Source organism: Streptomyces mutabilis (assembly GCF_046628145.1).
In the GTDB taxonomy this organism is placed as follows: Bacteria; Actinomycetota; Actinomycetes; order Streptomycetales; family Streptomycetaceae; genus Streptomyces; species Streptomyces mutabilis.
Map to the genome: position 1 here is coordinate 2,735,875 of NZ_CP176874.1, position 21,773 is coordinate 2,757,647.

At 75.6% G+C, this 21,773-nt stretch carries 14 protein-coding genes; 11 read left to right on the forward strand and 3 right to left on the reverse strand.

Annotated features, from left to right (window positions below; genetic code table 11):
* The first annotated feature begins 177 nt into the window (after nucleotides 1–177).
* The 7 genes from ACLIN4_RS12165 (at nucleotide 178) to ACLIN4_RS12195 (ending at nucleotide 11,755) form a co-directional block, all read left to right on the forward strand.
* Entirely contained in the window at nucleotides 178–1,635 is a 1,458-nt protein-coding gene (locus ACLIN4_RS12165) for a hypothetical protein (protein ID WP_411575768.1), read from the forward strand.
* Nucleotides 1,636–1,694: 59 nt separating this feature from the next.
* On the forward strand, nucleotides 1,695–2,744 hold the full coding sequence (locus tag ACLIN4_RS12170; protein WP_107480362.1) for a glutamate ABC transporter substrate-binding protein: 1,050 nt from the start codon (nucleotides 1,695–1,697) through the stop codon (nucleotides 2,742–2,744).
* 72 nt (nucleotides 2,745–2,816) lie between these two features.
* The gene (locus ACLIN4_RS12175; protein WP_398010756.1) at nucleotides 2,817–4,157 is read left to right on the forward strand and encodes a hypothetical protein; all 1,341 of its coding nucleotides are present in this window, start codon (nucleotides 2,817–2,819) and stop codon (nucleotides 4,155–4,157) included.
* 22 nt (nucleotides 4,158–4,179) lie between these two features.
* Entirely contained in the window at nucleotides 4,180–6,909 is a 2,730-nt protein-coding gene (locus tag ACLIN4_RS12180; protein WP_411575769.1) for a serine/threonine-protein kinase, read from the forward strand.
* A 3-nt stretch (nucleotides 6,910–6,912) separates the two neighbouring features.
* Complete coding sequence (locus ACLIN4_RS12185) at nucleotides 6,913–8,478, forward strand: PP2C family serine/threonine-protein phosphatase (protein WP_411575770.1); 1,566 nt, start codon at nucleotides 6,913–6,915, stop codon at nucleotides 8,476–8,478.
* Nucleotides 8,479–8,593: 115 nt separating this feature from the next.
* Nucleotides 8,594–9,940, forward strand: a complete 1,347-nt coding sequence (locus ACLIN4_RS12190) for a VWA domain-containing protein (protein WP_100048831.1) — start codon at nucleotides 8,594–8,596, stop codon at nucleotides 9,938–9,940.
* 48 nt (nucleotides 9,941–9,988) lie between these two features.
* Nucleotides 9,989–11,755: an FHA domain-containing protein gene (locus ACLIN4_RS12195; RefSeq protein WP_411575771.1), complete on the forward strand. Its 1,767-nt coding sequence runs from the start codon at nucleotides 9,989–9,991 to the stop codon at nucleotides 11,753–11,755.
* A gap of 31 nt (nucleotides 11,756–11,786) precedes the next feature.
* On the opposite strand, the gene ACLIN4_RS12200 is transcribed toward ACLIN4_RS12195, so the two are convergent.
* Entirely contained in the window at nucleotides 11,787–12,764 is a 978-nt protein-coding gene (locus tag ACLIN4_RS12200) for a methyltransferase domain-containing protein (RefSeq protein WP_411575772.1), read from the reverse strand.
* A gap of 63 nt (nucleotides 12,765–12,827) precedes the next feature.
* Here ACLIN4_RS12200 and ACLIN4_RS12205 point away from each other — a divergent pair, with 63 nt between their 5' ends.
* The 4 genes from ACLIN4_RS12205 (at nucleotide 12,828) to ACLIN4_RS12220 (ending at nucleotide 20,650) form a co-directional block, all read left to right on the forward strand.
* Entirely contained in the window at nucleotides 12,828–13,241 is a 414-nt protein-coding gene (locus ACLIN4_RS12205; RefSeq protein WP_100048829.1) for a globin, read from the forward strand.
* 152 nt (nucleotides 13,242–13,393) lie between these two features.
* A complete protein-coding gene (locus ACLIN4_RS12210) occupies nucleotides 13,394–16,768 on the forward strand; it encodes an FtsX-like permease family protein (protein WP_411575773.1) in 3,375 nt (1,124 codons plus the stop codon).
* Nucleotides 16,765–19,485, forward strand: coding sequence for an FtsX-like permease family protein (locus ACLIN4_RS12215; protein WP_411575774.1), 2,721 nt, complete (start codon nucleotides 16,765–16,767; stop codon nucleotides 19,483–19,485). Before ACLIN4_RS12210 ends, ACLIN4_RS12215 begins: the two co-directional genes overlap by 4 nt.
* 208 nt (nucleotides 19,486–19,693) lie before the next feature.
* Nucleotides 19,694–20,650 carry an ABC transporter ATP-binding protein gene (locus tag ACLIN4_RS12220; RefSeq protein ID WP_289903171.1) on the forward strand — a complete coding sequence of 319 codons (957 nt, stop codon included), beginning with the start codon at nucleotides 19,694–19,696 and terminating at the stop codon, nucleotides 20,648–20,650.
* Between the two features lie 26 nt (nucleotides 20,651–20,676).
* Here ACLIN4_RS12220 and ACLIN4_RS12225 read toward each other — a convergent pair whose 3' ends face one another.
* Together ACLIN4_RS12225 and ACLIN4_RS12230 are read right to left on the reverse strand one after the other, a co-directional pair.
* On the reverse strand, nucleotides 20,677–21,366 hold the full coding sequence (locus ACLIN4_RS12225) for a hypothetical protein (protein WP_289903170.1): 690 nt from the start codon (nucleotides 21,364–21,366) through the stop codon (nucleotides 20,677–20,679).
* Nucleotides 21,363–21,773, reverse strand: coding sequence for an acyl-CoA thioesterase (locus ACLIN4_RS12230; protein WP_100048825.1), 411 nt, complete (start codon nucleotides 21,771–21,773; stop codon nucleotides 21,363–21,365). Before ACLIN4_RS12230 ends, ACLIN4_RS12225 begins: the two co-directional genes overlap by 4 nt.

A 21,773-nucleotide genomic window follows, 5' to 3' on the forward strand; every position in this document is an offset into this window, starting at 1 on the left:
CGGGCGGTGCCGCGCCACCGGAACCGGTCCGGGGAACCGGACCGGTTCCGGTGGCGTATTCATGGGCAGGGGTGGTGCGTTGCGCCCGGATCGGATCAAGATCGGGTGAAGGCCGGTGCGAATGTCGGTACGGGCAGCGATACTTGCGGCGACGGATGACCATGGGGGAGGTCAGCAGTGAATCGACCGCCGAAGGGGAGCGCGGCGCCACCGCCGGGCACGGGCGTGCCGACCCCGCCCGCCGTACCGCCGCGGTCCTCGTCCGTCCCGCCGCAGCGGGGCGGCGCTCCCGCCGGGCCCCCTGCCCCGCCCGCCGCCCCCCGCCGCACCGCGTTCGCCGAGGGCGTCGACCGGCTGCGCGCGGCCGCCGTCACCGAGCCGGGGCGGCTGCGGATCATCGGCGCGCTGCTCGCCGCGCTGGTCGTCGCCTTCGGCGCGGTCACCGCCTGGCAGATGCACGAGCGGTCCGCGGCGGCCGACGACGTGCTGCACCGCAGCCAGCCGCTCACCTCGGACGCGGCCGACATCTACCGTTCCCTCGCCGAGGCCAACACCGCGGCTTCCAGCGGGTTCCTCGCCGGCGGCCAGGAGACCGAGGAGTCCCGGGACCGGTACGAGAAGGGCATCCGCACGGCCGCCGAGGGGCTGGTGACGGCCGCCGCCAACTCCGACGCCGACTCGCCCTCCGCCGACGTCATCACCAGGCTCAACCGCCTGCTGCCCGAGTACAAGGGCCTCATCGAGCGCGCCCGCACCTACAACCGGCAGGGCTTCCCGGTCGGCGGCGCCTACCTGCGCTACGCCAACGAGAAGATGCAGCAGGAGATGCTCCCCGCCGCGGAGGACCTCTACAAGACGGAGAACCGGCGGCTGAGCGCCGACTACGACGACGCCGAGTCCTACCCGTGGGCCGCCATCGGTCTCGGCGTCCTCACGCTCGCCGCCCTGGCCTGGGCACAGCACCGCAACTACCGGCGCACCAACCGGGTCCTCAACCAAGGCCTGGTCACCGCCACGGCCACGGCCGCCGTCGTCCTGCTCTGGCTGGTCGTCGGCCACGGTGTCGCGCGGTCGAACCTGGGCGACTCCCACGACCACGGCGTGCGCTCGCTGAACGTGCTGCACGACGCCCGGATCGCCTCCCTCAAGGCGCGGGGCAACGAGAACCTCACGCTGGTGGCGCGCGGCGCGGAGACGAAGAAGGTCGGCGACGAGACGGTCGACGCCTACGACTTCGACTTCGGGAAGAACATGGACGCGCTCGGCAAGGGCCTGGCCCGGGCCGCCTTGCTGGCCGACGACGAGGCGGGCGAACGCCCGGTCACCGCGGCGAACGGGAACATGGCGGAGTGGAAGAAGCGTCACGCCGCCGCCCGTGAGCAGGACGAGAACGGCAACTACCAGCAGGCGCTGGACCTGGTGATCGGTGGCAAGGGCGCCACCGCAGAGTGCTTCGACGGCGTCGACGCCTCCCTCGCCACCGCCCTCGAGCACGAGGAACGGGAGTTCGCGCAGGCGGCGGGCGACGGGCTGGACGCGATGGGGTACCTGCCGCAGGGAGCCGGTGTCCTCGCCGGGCTGGGCGCGGCCGGCGCGCTGCTGGGCATCGGGCGCAGGCTCTCGGAGTACCGGTGAGGCGGGGCGTGGGTCCGGCGGACGGGTGGGAAGGGGAACCCGTGAAAGGAGGCGTGAGGATGCGCGCACGACGACTGCGGACCGGCCTGAAGGGCTGGGGCGGAGTGGGGGCGATGGCCGTCGCCTGTGCCCTCGCCGTGCTCTTCGCCCTGCTCCTGCCGGTGGCCCGCGCCGACGGCGGGAGCGACGGCGCGGACAGCGGCGGCCACGGCGTCGCCCACGGCGGCCAGGCGCGCGCCGCCGAGGAGTGCACGGACCCGGAGAAGCAGACCCTGCCCCCGGCCGGCGACAACGGCCCCACCATCGACGAGATCCGCGGACGTGAGGGTGAGAAGCGCAAGCTGATCGTCGGCGTCGACCAGAACAGCTACCACTGGGGCTACCGGGACCCGAACAGCGGCGGCGACGCCGAGCTGGAGGGCTTCGACATCGACCTGGTGCGCCGCATCGCCGAGGACATCCTCGGCGACCGGAACGCCGTGCAGTTCAAGGCGATCCCCACCGACCAGCGCATACCCGCGATCCAGGACGGCCGGGTCGACATGGTGGTCCGCACCATGACCATCAACTGCGACCGCCTGAGGGACGTCGCCTTCTCCGCCCCCTACTTCCGCACCGGCCAGCAGGTGCTGGCGCCCAAGTCGTCGGAGATCACCGGCTACGACGGGACACTGGCCGGCAAGGAGATCTGCACGGCGGCGGGTTCGACGGCGCTGAGCACGCTCCAGCAGGACCGGGCGGACGGCAGGCTCGCCGAGGGCGTCGACCTGCGCACCACGGTGCCCAACCAGCTGGACTGCCTGGTGCGGCTCCAGCTCGGCGAGGTCGACGCGGTGGTCACCGACGGCGCGCTCGCCGCGAGCCAGGCGGCCCAGGACCCCACGGTGGAACTGAAGGGCGACGCCTTCACCACCGAGTACTACGGCGTGGCGATGAAGAAGGACGCCGACGATCTGGTACGCCGGGTCAACCAGATCCTCGTTCAGTGGCGCGCGGACGAGGCCGAGGGCTGGCAGCGCTCGTACGAACGGTGGCTGTCCAGGACCATGGGCGGCGACGCGGCGAAGTCGGAGCCACCGACCCCGCCGCAGTATCTGCGCGAGAACTGAAGGACCGCCGCACCGCGGGGACGCGCGGCGGGAACAGACAACGCACAAGTCCGCGACAGCGAGAGGTGATCGATGGGCGACACGGGACCCACCGGGCCGGTGATGGACCGGGACGAGGTGGACCGTGCGCTGGCGCGGCTCGGCGCGGAGCACGAGGCGATCGAGACCTCGCTCCTCGCCCTCCAGGACCACGCGGGCCGCAGACTCCTCGAGGGCGCCGAGCTGACCGGGGTGACCGCCGAGCGCTGGGCCGCCGCGGAGGCGTCGATCACGCTGCTGTGGACCTACTTCGACGCGTACTCGGGCGCGTTGCGCACCGCGCGGGAGATCCGGGCCCGGCGCCGCTGGTCCAGCCGCGAGGACCTGGCGGAGCTGACCGAACTGCTGCGCGGCGAGGCCGTCACGGTGGCGGGCGGCGGCGCCGCCACGGCCGCGGCCCCCACCCCGGACGGCGGGCCGGGCCGGCTCAGCGAGCGGTACTCGCTGGCGACGCTGGTGGACCGGATGAACCAGCTGTACGCGACCTCCCTGGACATGGTGGTCGCCGCCGACGCGGTGTGGTCGGCGCTGCCCGCGCGGATCGATTTACTCGCCGCCGAGCTGAGGCGCACCCGCGAACTCGCGCACTCCGTGGGCGTCCGTCCCGGCGAGCACCCGGCCGGCGACGACCTGGAGCGGATCACCCGCACCCTGACGAGGCTGCGCGAGCAGGTCGTGTCCGACCCGCTGGCCTTCTGGCTGCCCGCCGAGGGCAGTTCGGCGCCGGGCGGCGGCCGCCCGGACACCACGGTGTACGACCGGGAGGCGCGCGCCCTGGAGGACGTGCGCCGTGAGATCGACGCCGTGCTGGCCGTGCGCCAGGACGCCGAGCAGCGGATCGTACGGCTGCGGGACGTGCTCTCCCGCGCGGACCGCACGCTCGCCGAGGCCCGCACCGCGCGCGGCGAGGTGCTGGCGAAGATCGCCGCGACGGAGGTGCCGGTGGTCAGCGGTCCGCCGACCGCGCTCCAGGAGCAGCTGGCGGCGGCCGCCGAGTACCGCAGGCACGCCCAGTGGCACCGGCTGTCCCCGCTCCTGGAGTCCCTGGAGGAGAAGGCCGAGGACGAACTGCTGCGCGCCCGGGAGTCGTTGACGGCGGTCACCGCGCCGCTCGCGGTCCGCGCCGAGCTGCGCGGCCGGCTGGACGCGTACAAGGCGAAGGTGGCCCGGCTCGGCCTCGCCGAGGACCCCGAGCTGTCCGAGAAGTACGAGAAGGCGCGCCGCATGCTGTGGAGCGCGCCCTGCGACCTGCGCGTCGCCGAGCAGGCCGTACTGCGCTACCAGCACGCGGCGGCCGAACTGCTCGGCTCCGCCCCGCGCGTGCCCGGTCAGGGCGGGCCGGTGGACCGGACCGGACGGGGGCCCGGCGCGTGAGCGACGAGGGGGAGGCAGCGTCATGAGTGAGGCAGGGCGGACGTGTCAGCGTCCCGGCTGCGACGGGGCCTACGAGGACGTGGGCGGCGGCGAGCTGTACTGCGACACGTGCGGTCTCGCGCCGGTCGTCGCCGCGGGCGGCATGATCGGCTCGTCGCCGACCGGCGTCACCGGCGGCGGGCGGGGCTCGCGCGGTTCACGCGGCTCGGCGGGCAGCGGGAGTTCCCGGTCCAGCGGGCCCAGTTCGCGTACGTCGTCGCAGTCCTCGAAGTCCCGGCGGTCGGTGTCGGGGCGGCTCTCGCGGTCGGTGTCGGGCCGGTCCACGGGACGCTCGGTGTCGGTGCGCAGCTCGGGTTCGGGCGCGGGTGCCTCCGCGCGGGGCCGGCTCGGGGCCGGTCTGGTCGAGGTCCCGGCGATCCCGCGCCCCGACCCGCGCGCGATGGTCCTGGACAATCCCGAGGTGCCGGAGCGGAAGCGGTTCTGCTCGCGCTCGGACTGCGGGGCGCCGGTCGGGCGGGCGCGCGGGGAGCGGCCGGGGCGCACGGAGGGCTTCTGCACCAAGTGCGGGCACCCGTACTCGTTCGTGCCCAAGCTGCGGGCCGGGGACGTGGTGCACGGCCAGTACGAGGTGGTGGGCTGCCTCGCGCACGGCGGGCTGGGCTGGATCTACCTCGCCGTCGACAAGGCCGTCTCCGACCGCTGGGTGGTCCTCAAGGGCCTGCTGGACACCGGTGACCAGGACGCGATGGCGGCGGCGATCTCGGAGCGGCGGTTCCTCGCGGAGATCGAGCACGCGAACATCGTGCGGATCTACAACTTCGTCGAGCACCTCGACCAGCGGACGGGTTCGCTGGACGGGTACATCGTCATGGAGTACGTCGGCGGCAAGTCCCTGAAGGAGATCGCCAACGGCCGGCGCACCCCCGAGGGGCGGCGGGACCCGCTGCCGGTGGAGCAGGCCTGCGCGTACGGCATCGAGACGCTGGAGGCGCTCGGTCACCTGCACAGCCGCAACCTCCTCTACTGCGACTTCAAGGTCGACAACGCCATCCAGAGCGAGGACCAGCTCAAGCTGATCGACATGGGCGCGGTGCGCCGGATGGACGACGAGGAGTCCGCCATCTACGGCACGGTCGGCTACCAGGCACCGGAGGTCGCCGACGTCGGCCCGTCGGTGGCGTCCGACCTGTACACGGTCGGACGCACGCTGGCCGTGCTGACGTTCGACTTCCAGGGCTACACGACCGTCTACGCCGACTCGTTGCCGGACCCGGACACCATCGACGTCTTCCGGCGGTACGAGTCGTTCTACCGGCTGCTGGTGCGGGCCACCGACCCCGATCCGGCGCGGCGGTTCGCCTCGGCGCAGGAGATGGCGGAGCAGCTGACGGGCGTGCTGCGCGAGGTGGTCTCGCTGCAGACGGGCCGCTCCCGGCCCGCCGTGTCCACACTGTTCGGGCCCGAAGTCAGGGTGACGGACACGGAGTTGTTCCCGCGGCTCGACGGTGAGGTGTCCCGGCTCGGGGCGCGCGAGGTCGGGGGCAGGCGGCGCGGCGCCGGTGCGGCGGCCGGGCTGACGGGCGGCGCGGGCACCGGCCCCGCGCTGCCGGGCGGTACGAGCGGCGCGGTCGGGGCGCCCGGCGGGACGGGTGCGGCTGCGGGGGCCCCCGGCGGGACGAGCACGGGCGCCAGCGGACCGGCGGGCACGGGCGCCGTCCCGCCCGCGGGGACGGGCGCGAGCGCCTCGCTGCCGGGCGCGGTGAGCACGGCCGGCGCGGGCGGCGGGCCCGGCGCCACCGTCCCCGGCCTGGTCAAGCAGGCCGACGCCCCCACCGCTGCCCTCGCGCTGCCGGTGCCCCGGGTCGACGCCGGGGACCCCAACGCGGGTTTCCTGGCGGGCCTGATGGCGTCCGCGCCGGCCGAGCTGCTGACCGCGCTGGCCGCGGCGCCCGCTCCGTCCACGGAGACGCGGCTGCGGCAGGTCCGGGCCCGGCTGGAGAGCGGCGACGCGCCCGGCGCCCTGGATGGTCTCCGGACGCTGGAGGGCGAACGGCCCGACGACTGGCGGGTGGTCTGGTACCGGGGGCTGACCGCGCTGGTGACCGGCGACCACGAGGGCGCCGCACTGGCCTTCGACGCGATCTACGACGCGTTCCCGGGCGAGATCGCGCCCAAGCTTGCGCTGGGCCTGTGCGCGGAGGTGCTGGGTCAGCTCGACAACGCCGCCGAGTACTACCGCCTGGTGTGGGCCTCCGACCCGAGCCACGTCAGCGCGGCGTTCGGGCTGGCCCGGGTGCAGCTGGCCGGTGGCGACCGGGCCGGTGCGGTACGGACGTTGGAGTCGGTGCCGGAGTCCTCCATCCACTACACCGGCGCGCGCGTGGCGGCCGTACGGGCGCGGCTGCGGCAGCGCACCGCGGCGGCGGGCGACGTGGCGTTCCTGGACGATCTGACCGCCGCCGCGCGGCAGGTCGAGGCGCTGGACGTGTACGGTCTGGACCCGGCGCGGCGCGAACAGCTGTCGGCCGAGGTCCTCGGCTGCGCGCTGGACTGGGTACTCTCCGGAGGTCGGGGTTCCGTCCCTCCCGCCGCCGGGGGACGGACGCTGCTCGGCAGCGGCCTGGACGAACGCGGCCTGCGCTTCGGCCTGGAGCGTTCGTACCGCACGCTGGCCCGGCTGGCGCGGGGCGGCGAGGAGAGGATCGACCTGGTGGAACGTGCCAATCGTTACCGCCCCCGAACGTGGGTGTAGTTGATGTCGCAGATGCCCCAGCAGGCCGCTGTGTCGAAGTGCCCGAGCTGCGAGGAACCCCTCGAGTCGGGTGACCGTTTCTGCGGTGCGTGCGGATACGACCTGTCCGCCGTGCCCGCACGGCCCGACGACAGCCCGACGATCGCCATGAACGGCGCGGTGCCCCCGCCGTCCTCGGCGCCGGACGGCGTGGACTGGCCCGTGGCCCGGGACTCGGACGGCTTCGGCCGGCCCGCCCCCGTGCACGCGGCGGCCGAGGTCCCGGGCACCGACTCGGGCGGCTCCCCGCTGCCGCCGCCACCGGCCGCGCCGCCGATGCCGTCGGCCGCGCCGCCCATGCCGCCGACGGCGCCCGAACCGGCCGCGCCCGGGGCGCGGTTCGACCACCGGGCAGGCCCGGAGGACTACGGGCGAGAGGAGTACGGCCCGGGGAACCACGAGCGGGAGGACTACGGCCGGGAGGACTACGGGCGGGAGGACTACGGGCGGGAGGACTACGGGCGGGGCGACGGGCGAGAGCCCGAGGAGTACCCGCTGCAGGCGCCCGACCCCCGCTCGGCCGCCGCGCCCGCCGAACCCGCGGCACCGGCCGCGGCACCGGCAGCACCCGCCGCACCCGCCGCACCCGCCGCACCCGCCGCACCCGCCGCGAACGAGAAGGTGTGCGTGGCCTGCCGCGCCGGCCGGGTCGACAACGACGGCTACTGCGAGAACTGCGGCCACGCCCAGCCCCGCGAACGCGACCACATGGAGCAGGAGTCCGGCCCCGTCGCCGCGGTGAGCGACCGCGGCCTGCGGCACCACCGCAACGAGGACGCGTTCTCCGTCGGCTGCACCGCGCTGCCCGACGGCGCTCCCGCGAGCGTGGCGATCGTCTGCGACGGCGTCTCCAGCGCCACCCGCCCCGACGACGCGTCACTCGCCGCGTCCCGGGCGGCCGGTGAGTCGCTGCTCGCCGCCCTGCCGCGCGGCACGCATCCGCAACAGGCCATGCACGACGCCATCCTCGCCGCCTCGCACGCCGTCAACGCGCTGGCCGAGGAACCCGAGACGGCCCGCGAGCAGGCCCCGCACCAGAACGCGCCCGCCTGCACCCTGGTCGGCGCCGTGGTGGCCGCGGGCCTGCTGGTCGTCGGCTGGGTCGGCGACAGCCGCGTCTACTGGGTGCCGGTCGACCGGAGCACCCCGCCCGCCCGGCTCACCGAGGACGACTCGTGGGCCGCGCAGATGGTCGCCGCCGGCCTGATGAGCGAGGCCGAGGCCTACGCCGACGAACGCGCCCACGCCATCACCGGGTGGCTCGGCGCCGACGCCTACGAACTGGAGCCGCACACCGCGGCGTTCAAGCCGGACCGGCCCGGTGTGGTCGTGGTCTGCACGGACGGCCTGTGGAACTACGCGGAGTCGGCCGAGGAGATGGCCGACGCCGTGCCCCTGGACGCCGCCGCGCGCCCCCTGCACAGCGCCCGCGTCCTGGTCGGTCACGCCCTGGACGGCGGGGGCCACGACAACGTAACAGTGGCCCTCCTGCCGTTCCCGGTGCCGCCGCAAGGGGCAGGATCGGCCTGAGGCCCCCGCACGGGCAGGCATGCGCGCCGGGCGGTCTCGCGGGCCGCAGGGGGCGGCCCGCGCCATCAGCCGTCACCCCACCGCCGTGGGGACGTAGAGGGGGATGCGATCGGGCATGGCCAATTTCTCGAAGTCGAACGTGCCGCAGTTCTCGGTGGACGTCTACCAGAACGAGTACCTGCCCGAGGGCGGCCGTGAGGTCAACGCCATCGTGACGGTCACCGCGACCGGTGGCGGCACGATCGGGAGCGCGGTCACCGCGCCCCACCTGTACTCGCCGGGCCAGGGCCCGTCCGCGGCAGTGGCGCTCATGGTCGACTGCTCGGGCTCGATGGACTACCCGCCCACCAAGATGCGCAACGCCCGCGACGCGACGGCCGCCGCGATCGACACCCTGCGCGACGGCGTGCACTTCACGGTGATCGGCGGCACGCACGTGGCCAAGGAGGTCTATCCGGGCGACGGGCGGCTCGCGGTCGCCGACGCCACCACCCGGGAGCAGGCCAAGCAGGCGCTGCGCAGGCTGAGCGCGGGCGGCGGCACCGCCATCGGCACCTGGCTGCGGCTGGCCGACCGGCTGCTGGCCACCGCGGACGTCGCCATCCGCCACGGCATCCTGCTCACCGACGGCCGCAACGAACACGAGTCACCCGAGGACCTGAAGGCCGCGCTCGACGCCTGCGCCGGGCGCTTCACCTGTGACGCGCGGGGCGTGGGCACCGACTGGGAAGTGAAAGAAGTCACAGGGATCGCCTCCGCCCTGCTCGGCACCGCCGACATCGTCGCCGACCCGGCCTCTCTCACCGCCGACTTCACGCAGATGATGGAGACGGCGATGGGCAAGGAGGTCGCGGACGTCGCCCTGCGCCTGTGGACCCCCGTGGGCACCACTGTGAAGTTCGTCAAGCAGGTCGCCCCCACGGTCGAGGAGCTGACCGGCCGCCGCGCCGAGGCGGGCCCGCGCGCCGGGGACTACCCCACCGGTTCCTGGGGCGACGAGTCCCGCGACTACCACGTGTGCGTGGAGGTACCGGCCGCGGACCTCGGCCAGGAGATGCTGGCGGCCCGCGTCTCCCTGGTCATTCCGGAGCCCGGCGGCACGGTCCAGAGCCTCGGCGCCCAGGGTCTGGTGCGCGCCGTGTGGACCGACGACATGGCAGCCTCCACGTCGATCAACCCCCAGGTCGCCCACTACACCGGGCAGGCCGAACTGGCGCAAGTCATCCAACAGGGGCTCGATCTCCGCAAAGCGGGAGACATCGACGGAGCAACGGCCAAACTAGGCCGGGCCGTTCAGCTCGCGGGAGCCTCCGGAAACGCGGATACGGCGAAACTGCTTGCGAAGGTGGTGGACGTGGTCGACGCGGTGGCAGGTACTGTGCGACTCAAAGCGAAGGTCGAGGAGGCCGACGAGATGACTCTCGAGACTCGGTCGACGAAGACTGTTCGTGTAAAGAAGTGACGCAGGACAACACGGTCCATCAAGCCCGCAAGAGGGGGAAGCACCGACATGCCGACCTGCCCGAACGGACACCAGTCGGGTTCCGACGACTGGTGCGAGGTCTGCGGTCACCGCATGGCCGGTGCCGTGCCGCCCCCTCCCCCGCCTCCGCCCCCGGGCGGCGGCTACGGCTTCCCGCCGCCGGCCGGCCCCGGTGGCCCGGGCGGCGGTCCCGGTGGGCCCGGTGGTCCGGCGGGCGGTCCCGGTGGCCCCGGTGCCGAGCCGCAGCTGTGCCCGCAGTGCCGCACGCCGCGTGAGGGCGGGGCGCCGTTCTGCGAGGAGTGCCGGTGGAACTTCCTCACCAACACCGCCACCTCGTACACCCCGGCCGCCCCGCGCCCGCAGGCGTCCGGTGGCCCGGGGCCGCGCTTCCCGCAGCCGCCGTCGGGCCCGTCGTACGGCGGCGGTGACTCGTACGACTACCAGGGCTCCCGCCCGTCCCAGATGAACCGGCCGGCGGAGCCGATCCCGCCGGGCCCGCCCTTCGGCGGCGACCCGTCGGGGCAGGGTGGACCGGGCGGCGGTCCTGGCGGCCCGGGTGGTCCCGGTGGTCGCCCTGGCGGGTCCGGTGACTCGGGCGGTCCCGGTGGCCCGTTCGGACCTGGCGGTGCCAATGGGCCCGGCGGTCCCGGCGGGCCTGGTGGCCCTGGCGGCCCTGGCGGCCCTGGCGGCCCTGGCGGCCCCTTCGGATCCGGTGGTCCCAATGGGCCCGGCGGACCCAACGGACCCGGCGGTTCGGGCGGCCCAGGTGGCCCCTTCGGATCGGGTGGCCCCAATGGCCCCGGCGGCCCCGGCGGCCCCTTCAACCCCGGCGGACCTGGTGGTCCCGAAGGACCGGGCCGCCCCGGCGGTCCGGGAGCCGGCAACCCCTCCGACCCCTTCGGCCCGGGTGGCCCCGGCGCCTCGTCCCGACCCGGTGGGCCTGGTGGGCCTGGTGGGCCTGGTGGCCCCAACGGTCCTTCCGGCCCGCCCGCACCTCCCTCGTTCGGCGCCGACCCGTCGCGGCCGGTTCCGCCGCCGCCCGGTCCCGGTGCCCCGGGGGGTGCTCCGCAGGGTTACCAGCAGTCCGGTCCGCCGGCCCCGCCCGCCTTCCCGCAGGAGACCAACCGCCCGCAGCAGGGCGGCCCCTCCTTCGGCGGCGGAGACGACGACTGGGTGCTCCCCCCTCCGTCGTCCGCCGGACAGGGCGGACCCGGTGGCCCCGGTGGCCCCGGTGGTCCGGGTGGGCCGAACGGCCCGGGTCCGGCCCAGGGCAGCGGTTACGGCTACCCGCAGCCCGGCACCACCCAGGCCCCGCCTCCCCCGCCCGGCGGTGGCGGCGGCTACGGGTTCCCGCACCAGCCGCAGCAGCCGCAGCGGCCCCAGGGACCGGCGACGTGGACGGCGACCATCGGCCCGGACCGCGAGTACTTCATGGCGATGATGCAGCGCTCCGGCCCCGAGGCCGCGGGCCTGAACCTGCCCGCGTACTCGCCCGAGCAGCAGCGCACGCTCAGCGGCAACCAGATCACCATCGGACGCCGTCGGCACTCCACCGGCGACACCCCGGACATCGATCTGGCCGTGCCGCCGGAGGACCCGGGCGTCTCGCACCAGCACGCGGTGCTCGTGCAGCAGCCGGACGGGAACTGGGCGGTCGTCGACCAGAACTCGACGAACGGCACGACGGTCAACGGCGGCGAGGAGCCCATCCAGCCCTTCGTGCCGGTGCCGCTCCAGGACGGCGACCGGGTGCACGTCGGCGCCTGGACGACGATCACCATCCGCCGCGGCTAGCCGCCGGATCACCTGACCCGGTGCGGCCGGGTCAGGTGAACGGCCAGGCGTACGGGCCCTCCGGGTCGTCCAGCCACGCCCAGGCCCGTTCGCCGCTGACGGTGATGCCGTAGCGCTCGCGGCGCGGGGCGTCCTCGCGGGCCCACAGGGCGTACGCCTCCTGCGGGTCGAGGCTGCCCCGGCTCAGCGCCAGCAGGAAGCGGAAGAGGTCGTCCTCCCGGGCCCGGCGCGGCACCCCGCCCAGGCCCGGCGTCTCCGGCTCGGCCCGGTCCGAGCCCCCGCGCAACGGCACGAAGTACGCGGGCGTGTGCAGGAAGCGCCCCTCGGCGTGCCCGGCGTCGCGGACGGTCAGGACGACCAGGCCGGTGGCGAGCGGCGTCAGGATGCGGCCACCGGGCCGGCACTGGGCGAGCCAGGCGCGCGGGACGGAGGACAGCGCGCAGGTGGCGAGGACGCGGTCGTAGGGGGCTCGTTCGGGCACCCCGCGGGCGCCGTCACCGGTGACGACGGCCGGGTGGTATCCGGCGGCGGCCAGGTGCCGGCGGGCCGACTCCGTGATCTCGGGGTCCAGGTCGACGGTGGTGACCAGGGCGTCGTCGCCGAGCCGGTGGGCGAGCAGGGCGGCGTTGTAGCCGGTGCCGGCGCCGATCTCCAGGACCCGGTCGCCGTCCCTCACGCCCAGCTCCACCAGCATGATCGCCATCAGCGACGGCTGACTGCTGGAGGAGAGCAGCTCGCCGTCGCGCAGCCGGGTGGCCAGCGGGGCGTCGGCGTACGCGCCGCGCACCCAGCGCTCGCGGGCGCCGGGGTCGGGGTGCTCGCCCCAGCGGCGTTCGTAGCCGCCCCGGACGCCGACGTAGTAGTACGGCACGAACAGGTGGCGCGGCACGGTCGCGAAGGCGTCCCGCCACACCGGGTCGGCCGCCCAGGCGCCGCTCAGCTCGATCTCCCGCACCAGCTCCGCCCGCGCGGAGGCGGCGAGGCCGTCCAGATCCGGGTGCCCGCCCATGCCTCCACAGTAGGGCCCCGGCGGGTCCTGATCCTCAAGTCCTAGGTCCACGCGTCTGAGACCATGGACGACGTGAATGAGATTCGGCGCGGCACGCTTCAGGAGCAGACCTTCTACGAGCAGGTCGGCGGGGAGGAGACCTTCCGCCGGCTCGTCCACCGTTTCTACCAAGGGGTCGCCGAGGATCCGATCCTGCGGCCGATGTACCCGGAGGAGGACCTGGGTCCGGCCGAGGAGCGCTTCGCGCTCTTCCTCATGCAGTACTGGGGCGGTCCGACGACGTACAGCGACAACCGCGGCCACCCGCGGCTGCGGATGCGCCACGCCCCGTTCGCCGTCGACCGTGCGGCGCACGACGCCTGGCTGAAGCACATGCGGGTGGCCCTGGACGAGCTGGGTCTGTCCGAGGAACACGAGCAGACCCTGTGGAAGTACCTGACGTACGCGGCGGCCTCCATGATCAACACGCAGGGCTGAGCGAGCCCGCCGGGGGCTGATGCGCGGATTCCGGTCTCTCGGCGCCGGAATCCGGTCACGATCCGGTCAAGTCCGCCTTTCGAACGGTTACCAGCGGCGCGTCCCCTCTGCGATCCTCGCCCGAAGGTCTGACAACGGGTGTCGGGGGATCGGTGGCGGGGTTCGGGGGGCTTGCGGGGTTCGTGCTGCTGCGCGCGCGGGCGCACCGTCTGCTGCTCGCGGCGGCCCTGCTCACCGTCCTGATGACCACGACGGTGCTGGCCACGCTCACCGCGTTCTCCGGTGCCGTCGGCGACGCCGCCCTGCGGCACGCCCTGACGGACCCGCGCAACGCCGCCGACGCCGCGCTGGTCGTGAAGGCGGACGTGCCGGGCGCGCAGCGCTCCGACGCCGACGCGGCGGTGCGGGAGGGGGCCGCCAGAACCTTCGCCGGCCTGCCGCACACCGTACGGACCCTGGTCCGCTCCGGCCCGTACGCGCTGCCGCCCTCCCCGGGGTCCCGGACCGAGGGCAACCCCGACCTGACGTACTTCGCGGCGCTCGACCCGACGCAGGTCCGGATCGACCGGGGCCGGATGCCCCGGGGCCCGGCCGGCGGGACCGTCGAGACGGCGCTGCCGCTGACCGCCGCCGAGCGGCTGGGCGTGCGGCCCGGCGACCGGCTCACGCTCACCGACCGCCTCGACGGTCCCGCGGTCCGGGTGGTGGTCACCGGCCTGTACCGGCCGGTCGACGGCGGGGCACCGTACTGGCGGCTGGACGACCTGGACGGGCGCGGCGTCGAGCAGGGCGGTTTCACGACGTACGGGCCACTGCTCGCCCCGTCCGGCGTGCTGAGCGGCGGCACGGTCAGCGCGGGCCCGTCGGGGTGGCTGGCGATGGCGGACTACTCGTCGCTGACGGCCGGCCGGACGGACGCCCTGCGTCGGGCGGCGCTCGAGGGCACGACGTGGCTGCGCGGCAGACCGGTGCTCAGCGGCACGACCGAGGCGGGGACCGGGCTGCCGGGGATCCTGGACCGTCTCGACCGCTCGCTGGTGGTCGCCCGGTCCACCGTCCTGGTCATCGCCCTCCAGCTCGCCCTCCTCGCGGGCGGCGCGCTGCTGCTGGTGGCGCGGCTGCTGAGCGTCGAACGCGCGGGAGAGCTACGGCTGTTGCGGGCGCGCGGCGCCTCCCGGGCCCGACTCGTGGGGGTCTCCGCGCTGGAGGCGCTGCTGCTGGTGGTGCCCGCGCTGGTCTGTGCGCCGCTGCTCGCCGGGCCGTTGACGCGGCTGCTGGCCGGGCAGGGGCCGTTGGCCCGGATCGGGCTGCGGTGGGAGTCCTCGGCCGGTGGCAGCGGCGCGGTGTGGCTGGTGGCCGTCCTCGCGGCGCTCGGGTGCACCCTGGCCGTGACGCTGCCGGCGCTGACCTCCGCGGCGGGCCCCGGCGGCCGGGCGAGGACGCTGCCCGCTCCGCTGCGCGCGGGCGCGGACGTGGCGCTGCTGGTGCTGGCCGGGGTCGCCTACTGGCAACTGGACCGGCAGACCTCCGGCTGGGACGCGAGCACCGGTTCCGCGGCCGGTGGCGCGAGCGTGACCGGGGTCCCCGACGGCACCGGCGGTGACCCCGGCACGCTGGGCGTCGATCCCCTACTCGTCGTGACGCCCGCGCTGGCCCTGCTGGCCGGGACGGTCCTGGCGTTGCGACTGCTGCCACTGGTCGCGCGGCTCGCCGAGCGCCGGGCGGCGAGCGGGCGCGGGCTTGCGACGGCGTTGGCGGGCTGGCAGCTCAGCCGCCGTCCGATGCGCGGGGCGGGCCCGGTGCTGCTGCTGGTGCTCGCCGTCGCGCTCGGCACGATGGCCATCGGGCAGAGCGCCTCCTGGTCCCGTTCCCAGGACGACCAGGCCGACTTCCGTACCGGCGCGCCGGTACGGGTGACCGCCCCCGCCGAGTCGGTCCCCGGCCGCACCGACCGGTACGCGGCCGTCCCCGGCGTGGCGGAGGTGGCTCCGGCGGCCCGCACCACGATGTCGCTGTCCGGCGACCGGACGGCCACCGTGCTGGCGCTGGACACCTCGCGCGTGGCGGACACGATGCTGATGCGCTCCGACCTGGCCGGCGAGCCGCTGCCGGACCTGCTGTCGGGCCTGGCGCCCGGCCGTCCGTCCGCCGGCGCGCGGGTCCCCGCGGGGACGGCGGCGCTGTCGCTGACCGCGACCCTGGCGGGCTGGGACGTCGGCACACCCCTCGGCGGCCCCGGCGACGCCGGGCCGGGCTCCGGCCGGTCCCCGGCCGGCATGGCGGCGGAGGTGACGGTGACCGTCGAAGACCGCTGGGGGACCCCGTACCGGCTGCGGGCCGGGCGCCTGGCCGCAGACGGCCGGGAACACACCCTCACCATGGACGTGTCGTCCGGCCCGCTGACCCTGACCGGTGTGGAGCTGGTCATGACCCGGCCGACGGGTGACGGGGAGCAGCACCGGCTGACCGTACGCGAAGTGACCGCCACGTCCGCCGACGGCACCGCACGGCGGGTCCGGCTGCCCGGCGACTGGACGGGGCAGTCGGAGGTCACCGGGCCGTCGCTCGGACCCGCCGAGGGGGCCGCCTCGGCCCCACCGCGGGTGCTGCGGGCGCAGCCGTTCACGGTCGAGTACGCCACGGGCCACTCCGAGAACGACCCGACCCGGCCCTCCTCGGTCCTGACCCTTCGGCTGAGGGTCTCCGGGCCGCGGCCGCCCGAGGTGACCGCCGTCGCCACCGACCGTTTCCTGGAGTCGACGGGCGCCCGCACCGGGCAGCGCGTCGACGTGACCCTCGGCGGCGAACGCGTCCAGGTGCGGATCGCGCGTTCGGTACGGGAGCTGCCGACCACCGCCCCGGAGACCGACCCGGAGCGGTTCGGCGGGGCCCTGCTGGTCGACCTGCGGGCGGTGAACCAGGAGCTTCAGAGCGCGCACGGCACCGGGCTCGCGCCCACCGAGTGGTGGCTGCGGACCGCGCCGGAGGAGGCGGACGGGGCCGTCGCGGCGCTGCGGGCCTTCCCGGACACGGCGCCGTCCCAGGTCCTGGTGCGCGACGAGGTCGCCGAGCGGCTGCGCGACGACCCGTTCGGCGCGGGTCCCGGGGCCGCGTGGGCGGCGGCGGCCGGGGTCGCGGCGGCGCTGGCCGCGGTCGGGTTCGCGGTGAGCGCCGCGGGGTCGCTGCGCGAGCGGGGCACCGAGTTCGCGGTGCTGCGGGCCCTGGGCGCCTCGCGCCCGAGGCTGGCCCGCACGGTCGCCGCCGAGCAGGGCGTACTGGTCGGCCTGGCGCTGGTGACGGGTGCCGCCCTGGGCGCGGTCCTGACCCGGGCGGTGATCCCGCTGACCGTGCTGACCCCGCAGGCCGCCCGGCCGGTCCCCGGCGTGCACGTGACGCTGCCGTACGACCGGGTCGCGGTGCTGCTGGCCGCGACGGTGCTGGTCCCGCTGCTGGTCACCGCGGCGTTGGCACTGCGCCGGGCCGATCCGACGGTGACGCTCAAGGAGCACGGAGGTGGCGGAAGGTGACCCCGGTGACCGCCCCCTGGGTACGCACCCGGCTGCGCGCCGCCCCCGGTGCCGCGGGTGCGCTGGCGCTGCTGGTGGCGCTGACGGCGTGTCTGGCCGCCGCTCTCCCCCGGGCGCTGGACCGGTACGCGGACACCGGTCTGAGCCGGGCCGTCGAGCAGGTCCACGCCGGGCAGAGCAGCGTCCAGGTGACCGCCGACCCCGGCCTGGGCCTGGAACCGGCGGACCAGGAGGACGCGTTGCGTCCCGAGAGCGTCGCCGGCTCCTACGAGTCGATCGTGGACACCGTGGAAAGCCCGCTGGCCGTCGACGGCTCCCGGTCGGCGTACGGGGTGCGCACCACGACCGACCTGACCGCCGCGGACGAGTGGCTGCCCCGGCCCGACGGACTGCCCGCGCGGATGGTCCTCGCCACCCCGAACGACCTCGCCGGCCACGCCCGGCTGCGGTCCGGCCGGCTGCCCCGGATGACCGGCGGGCCGGTGACCGCCTCGACCGACCGGGTGGAGGCGGCGGTGACCGAGGAGACGGCCCGCACGCTGCGCATCGAGGCGGGTTCGGTCATCCATGTGCGCGCGAGCGCCGAACTCACCGTCCACGTCACCGGAATCGTCGCGCCCCGCGATCCCGACGGGCCGCACTGGTCCGTCTGGTCCGTGCTGCGCGCCCCGTCCCTGGTGCGGACGCCCGGCGGCGACCCGAACGCCCCGAGGTTCTGGCGCGGCGGCCTGCTGCTCCCGCCCGAGGCGGCGCCGGCGCTGCTGGGCACGGACGGCGACCCCGTCCGCTACTGGCACCTGGCGCCCGACACGGACGCGCTGCACGGCCGGGACCTCGACCGGCTCGGCGCCTCGGTGGCCTCGCTGGAGTCCGGGCCGGGCACGGAGCAGCTGCGCTCGATGCTCAGCCCGTTCACCGAGGTCGAGACCGGCCTCGACTCGGTGTTCACCACGTACGACCGGCTCCGCGGCGACATCGGTCCGCTGGTCGCCGTCGCCGCGGCGGGCGCCGGCACGGTCGCCGCCGTGGTCCTGCTGATGACGGGCGGCCTGGCCGCCGGTCGGCGGCGCGCCGAACTGGCGCTGCTGCGGGCCCGCGGCGTGTCCCTGAAGGGCATGACGGGACGGCTGCTGGCGGAGACGGCGGTCGTGGCGCTGCCCGCGGGCGCCCTCGGTCTCGCCGTGGCCGTGCTCGCGCTGCCCGGCGCCCGGCTGCTGCCCGCGCTCTGGGCCGCGGGCGCGGTCACCGCGGTGGCCTGTCTCGCGCTGCCGCTGCGGGCCGCCGCCGCGCACCGTGCCGTACGGGTGCACGGCGGCCGGCGGGACGTGGCGTCGGCCCGGGCGTCCCGGCGCCGTACGGTCGCCGAGCTCACGGCCGTGGCGCTGGCGCTCGGCGCGGTCGAGCTGCTGCGCCGGCGCGGTGCGACGGGCACTTCCGGGGAGCTGGTGTCCTTGGCGCCGGTGCTGGTGGGGGTGATCGCCGCGCTGGTGCTGGTCCGCCTCCATCCGCCGGTGCTGCGCCGCCTGACCCGCCCGGCCGGACGGCTGCGCGGCGCGGTGGGGTACCTGGCGCTGGCCCGTGCGGGCCGTACGTCCGTCTCCGCCGCGCTGCCGCTGCTCGCGCTGCTGACCGCGTTCACCACCGCCGCGTTCGGCGGCTCGGTCCTGGCCGGTGTGTCGGACGCCCGGGACCGGGCCGCGCTGCTCGCCGTCGGCGCCGACGCCCGCGTCGAGGCGACGGCCGGACCGCTGCCGTCCGGCCTGTCCGACCGCCTCGGGGACGTGCCCGGCGTGCGGGGGCTCACCGAGGTGAGCATCGCCTACCAGGCCAAGGCCGCGGACGGCCGCCAGTCGCTGCCGGTCGCGGGCGTGGATCCGGACGCTTACGCGGCGCTGGCGGCGCGGACGGGCCTCGGTGGGTTCGCGCCGGACGAGCTGACGCGGCGGGACGGCTCCGAGGACCCGCTCCCTGCGCTGGCCTCCCCGATGGTCGCCGAACGGTTCGGCACCGCGCCCTTCCCGGTCCGGATGGAGGACGGCACGTCCGTCACCCTCCGGATCACCGTGGTCCGCGACCGCACACCGGCCGTCTTCCGCGACGACTTCCTGGTGGTGGACCGGGCCGGCCTCTCCGCGCAGGCGGCCCGGCCGACCGCGCTGCTGCTGTCCGGCGACGGCCCGGACGCGGGCGCGCTGCGGCGGGCGGCGGGCGAGGACGCGTCCGTGCACCTGCGGTCCGAGGAGCGGGCCGGGTACGTCGACTCACCCCTGCAGTCCGGCGCGGAGCACGTCTACACGGCCGCCGTCGCGGCGGGCGCCGGTTACGCCGCCCTGGCGCTGCTGCTGTCCCTCGCCGGCGCGGCCCCCGAACGCACCGCCCTCCTCGCGCGCCTGCGCACCATGGGCCTCACCCCGGCCCAGGGCCGCCGCCTGCTCGTGCTGGAGTCCCTGCCCCAGGCCGTGCCGGCCGTCGCGGGCGGCATCCTGACCGGTTGGGCGGCGATCCGGCTGCTCTCCCCCGGCATCGACCTGACCACGATCGCCCTGGCGGCGTCCTCGCCCTCGGCGGGCCGGGCCGAACTGCGCACGGACCCGTGGTCATTGGCCGTTCCGGCGTTCGCGGTGCTGGTGCTGACGGTGGGGGTGGCGGCGGGGCAGGCGTGGTGGTCGGGCCGGCGCGGCGCGGTCGCGGAGCTGCGGGCGGGGGACGGGCGGTGAGGGCGGGATGCCGACCTGGCGGAGCCAGGGTGCCGACCGGCGGAGCCAGGGTGCCGACCGGCGAAACCGACAAGCCGCCGCCCGGCGAAACCGACAGGACGCCGCCCGGCGAAGCCGACAGGACGCCGCCGGCGAAGACAACGGGCTGCCGACGGGCGCAGACGACGGAACGCCGGAAGACAGCGCCGCAGAGGAGACGAGGACCGCGATGACGACCGACCCCACCCTCGCCGAACTGGCCGACCGCGCCACCGCCTCCCGTGACCGTCCCGCCTACGGCCATGACGCCCTGATCACCTGCGACCGCGTGGTTCGCATCTTCAGCACGGACGGCGTGGAGGTGCAGGCCCTCCAGGGCCTCGACCTGCTGGTCCGCGAGGGCGAACTGATGGCCCTGGTCGGCGCCTCGGGCAGCGGCAAGTCGACGTTGATGAACATCCTGGCGGGCCTGGACACGCCCACCGCCGGCGCCGCCCGGGTCGCGGGCCGGGATTTGCTGGCGATGACGGCGAAGGACCGGCTGGCCTACCGCCGTACGGTGGTCGGCTTCGTCTGGCAGCAGACGTCGGGCAACCTGATGCCCTACCTGACGGCAGCGCAGAACGTGGCCCTGCCGATGCAGCTGGCCGGCACCCGCACACGCCGCGCGGCACGCGCCGAGCGGGCGCTGGAACTCCTGGACCTGATGGGGATCGCCGACTGCCGCGACCGCCGTCCGCACCAGATGTCCGGTGGGCAGCAGCAGCGGGTCGCCATCGCCGTGGCCCTGGCCAACGACCCCGCGGTGCTGCTCGCCGACGAGCCCACGGGCGAGCTGGACTCGCACACCGCGGAGCAGATCTTCGCCGCCTTCCGCACCGCGAACGAACGCCTCGGCACCACCGTCGTCATCGTCACCCACGACCAGGCGGTGGCCGGCGAGGTCAGCCGCACGGTCGCCATCCGCGACGGCCGCACCTCCACGGAGGTCCTGCGCCGCAGCGAGGTGGACGCCGCGACCGGCCACGAGAGGGTGGTGGCCCGCGAGTACGCCATGCTCGACCGCGCGGGCCGGCTCCAGCTGCCCGCCGAGTACACGCGGGCCCTGGACATGCGCGACCGCGTGGCCCTGGAACTGGAACCCGACCACATCGCCGTGCGGCCGGACGACAGCGACGGAGCCTGAGCGCCCCGCACCGCCCCCTCGGTCCGTCAGCGCACGCTGATGCCCAGCGCCCCGGTCCCCGCCCTGCGCAGGGCGACGGAGCCGTAGGGCGTGCGCAGCCGCAGCCACGCGCCCGAGGAGAAGAGCTTCGGCGCGTCCTCGCCGGACACGGACGCCCCGGGAGGCCGCAGGAACCCCAGTGACTGGGCCGCGTGCACGGCCCGCACCGGCAGACCGGTGTCCCCGACCGTCCGGGACCATATCTCCCGCCCGATCCGGTCCAGCTCGGTCCGTGTACGGTCCTCTGCCGTCAGCTCGCCCGTGCGCGCGCGGAACTCCGCCACCGCGGCGGCGACCAGCGCGCGCAGTGCGTCCGGGGCGGGCAGCCCCGGCTCGGGCCGCCAGCCGCCGCGCGGGGGCAGCACCCCGGCCCACGGGGGCCCGGTCACCGCGCCGGGGACACCGGCGGTGGCCGCCTGCTCGTCCACCGTCTCCAGCAGTTCACCGGCGGACACGGTCACGTCCAGCGTGACGTCGAGCCCGTTCTCGTACGGCTTGGCCAGCCGCACCGCGCGCACGGCCAGCACCTCGAAGGAGGGGGGCCGCCCGAAGACGGCGAGCGCCGTACCGGCCGCCTGGAGGCGGACCGCCGCCGACCGGTCGTAGTGGAGCAGCCGGGAGAGGAAGGCCGCGAGGTCCGCGGCCTCCCCCTCGTCGGCGAGGTGGAGGACCGTCATGCGGCGACGGCCCCCTCCTCGGCGTCCGTGTACTCCTCCAGGAACTCCCGTTCCTCGGCGGTGAGCCGCCGGGGCCGCTGCGCCTCGAAGTCGAACGGCACGATCACCGTGGAGGCGCGGACGTAGATCACGTCCCCGTCCTTGACCTCGTAGGTGAGCGTGAAGGAAGCCGCCCTTATCTCCGTGACCCACAGCTCGATGTCGACCGGGTGGTGCCGGTGGACGAGCTGCCGCTTGTAGTCGATCTCGTGGCGCGCCACCACCGACCCCTGCTTGAAGTCCTTCTCCGGGCGGAACAGGAAGTCGATACGGGCCTCCTCCAGGTAGCGGAGGAAGACCACGTTGTTGACGTGGCCGTACGCGTCCATGTCCGCCCAGCGCAGCGGGCAGCGGTAGATGTGCCGCAA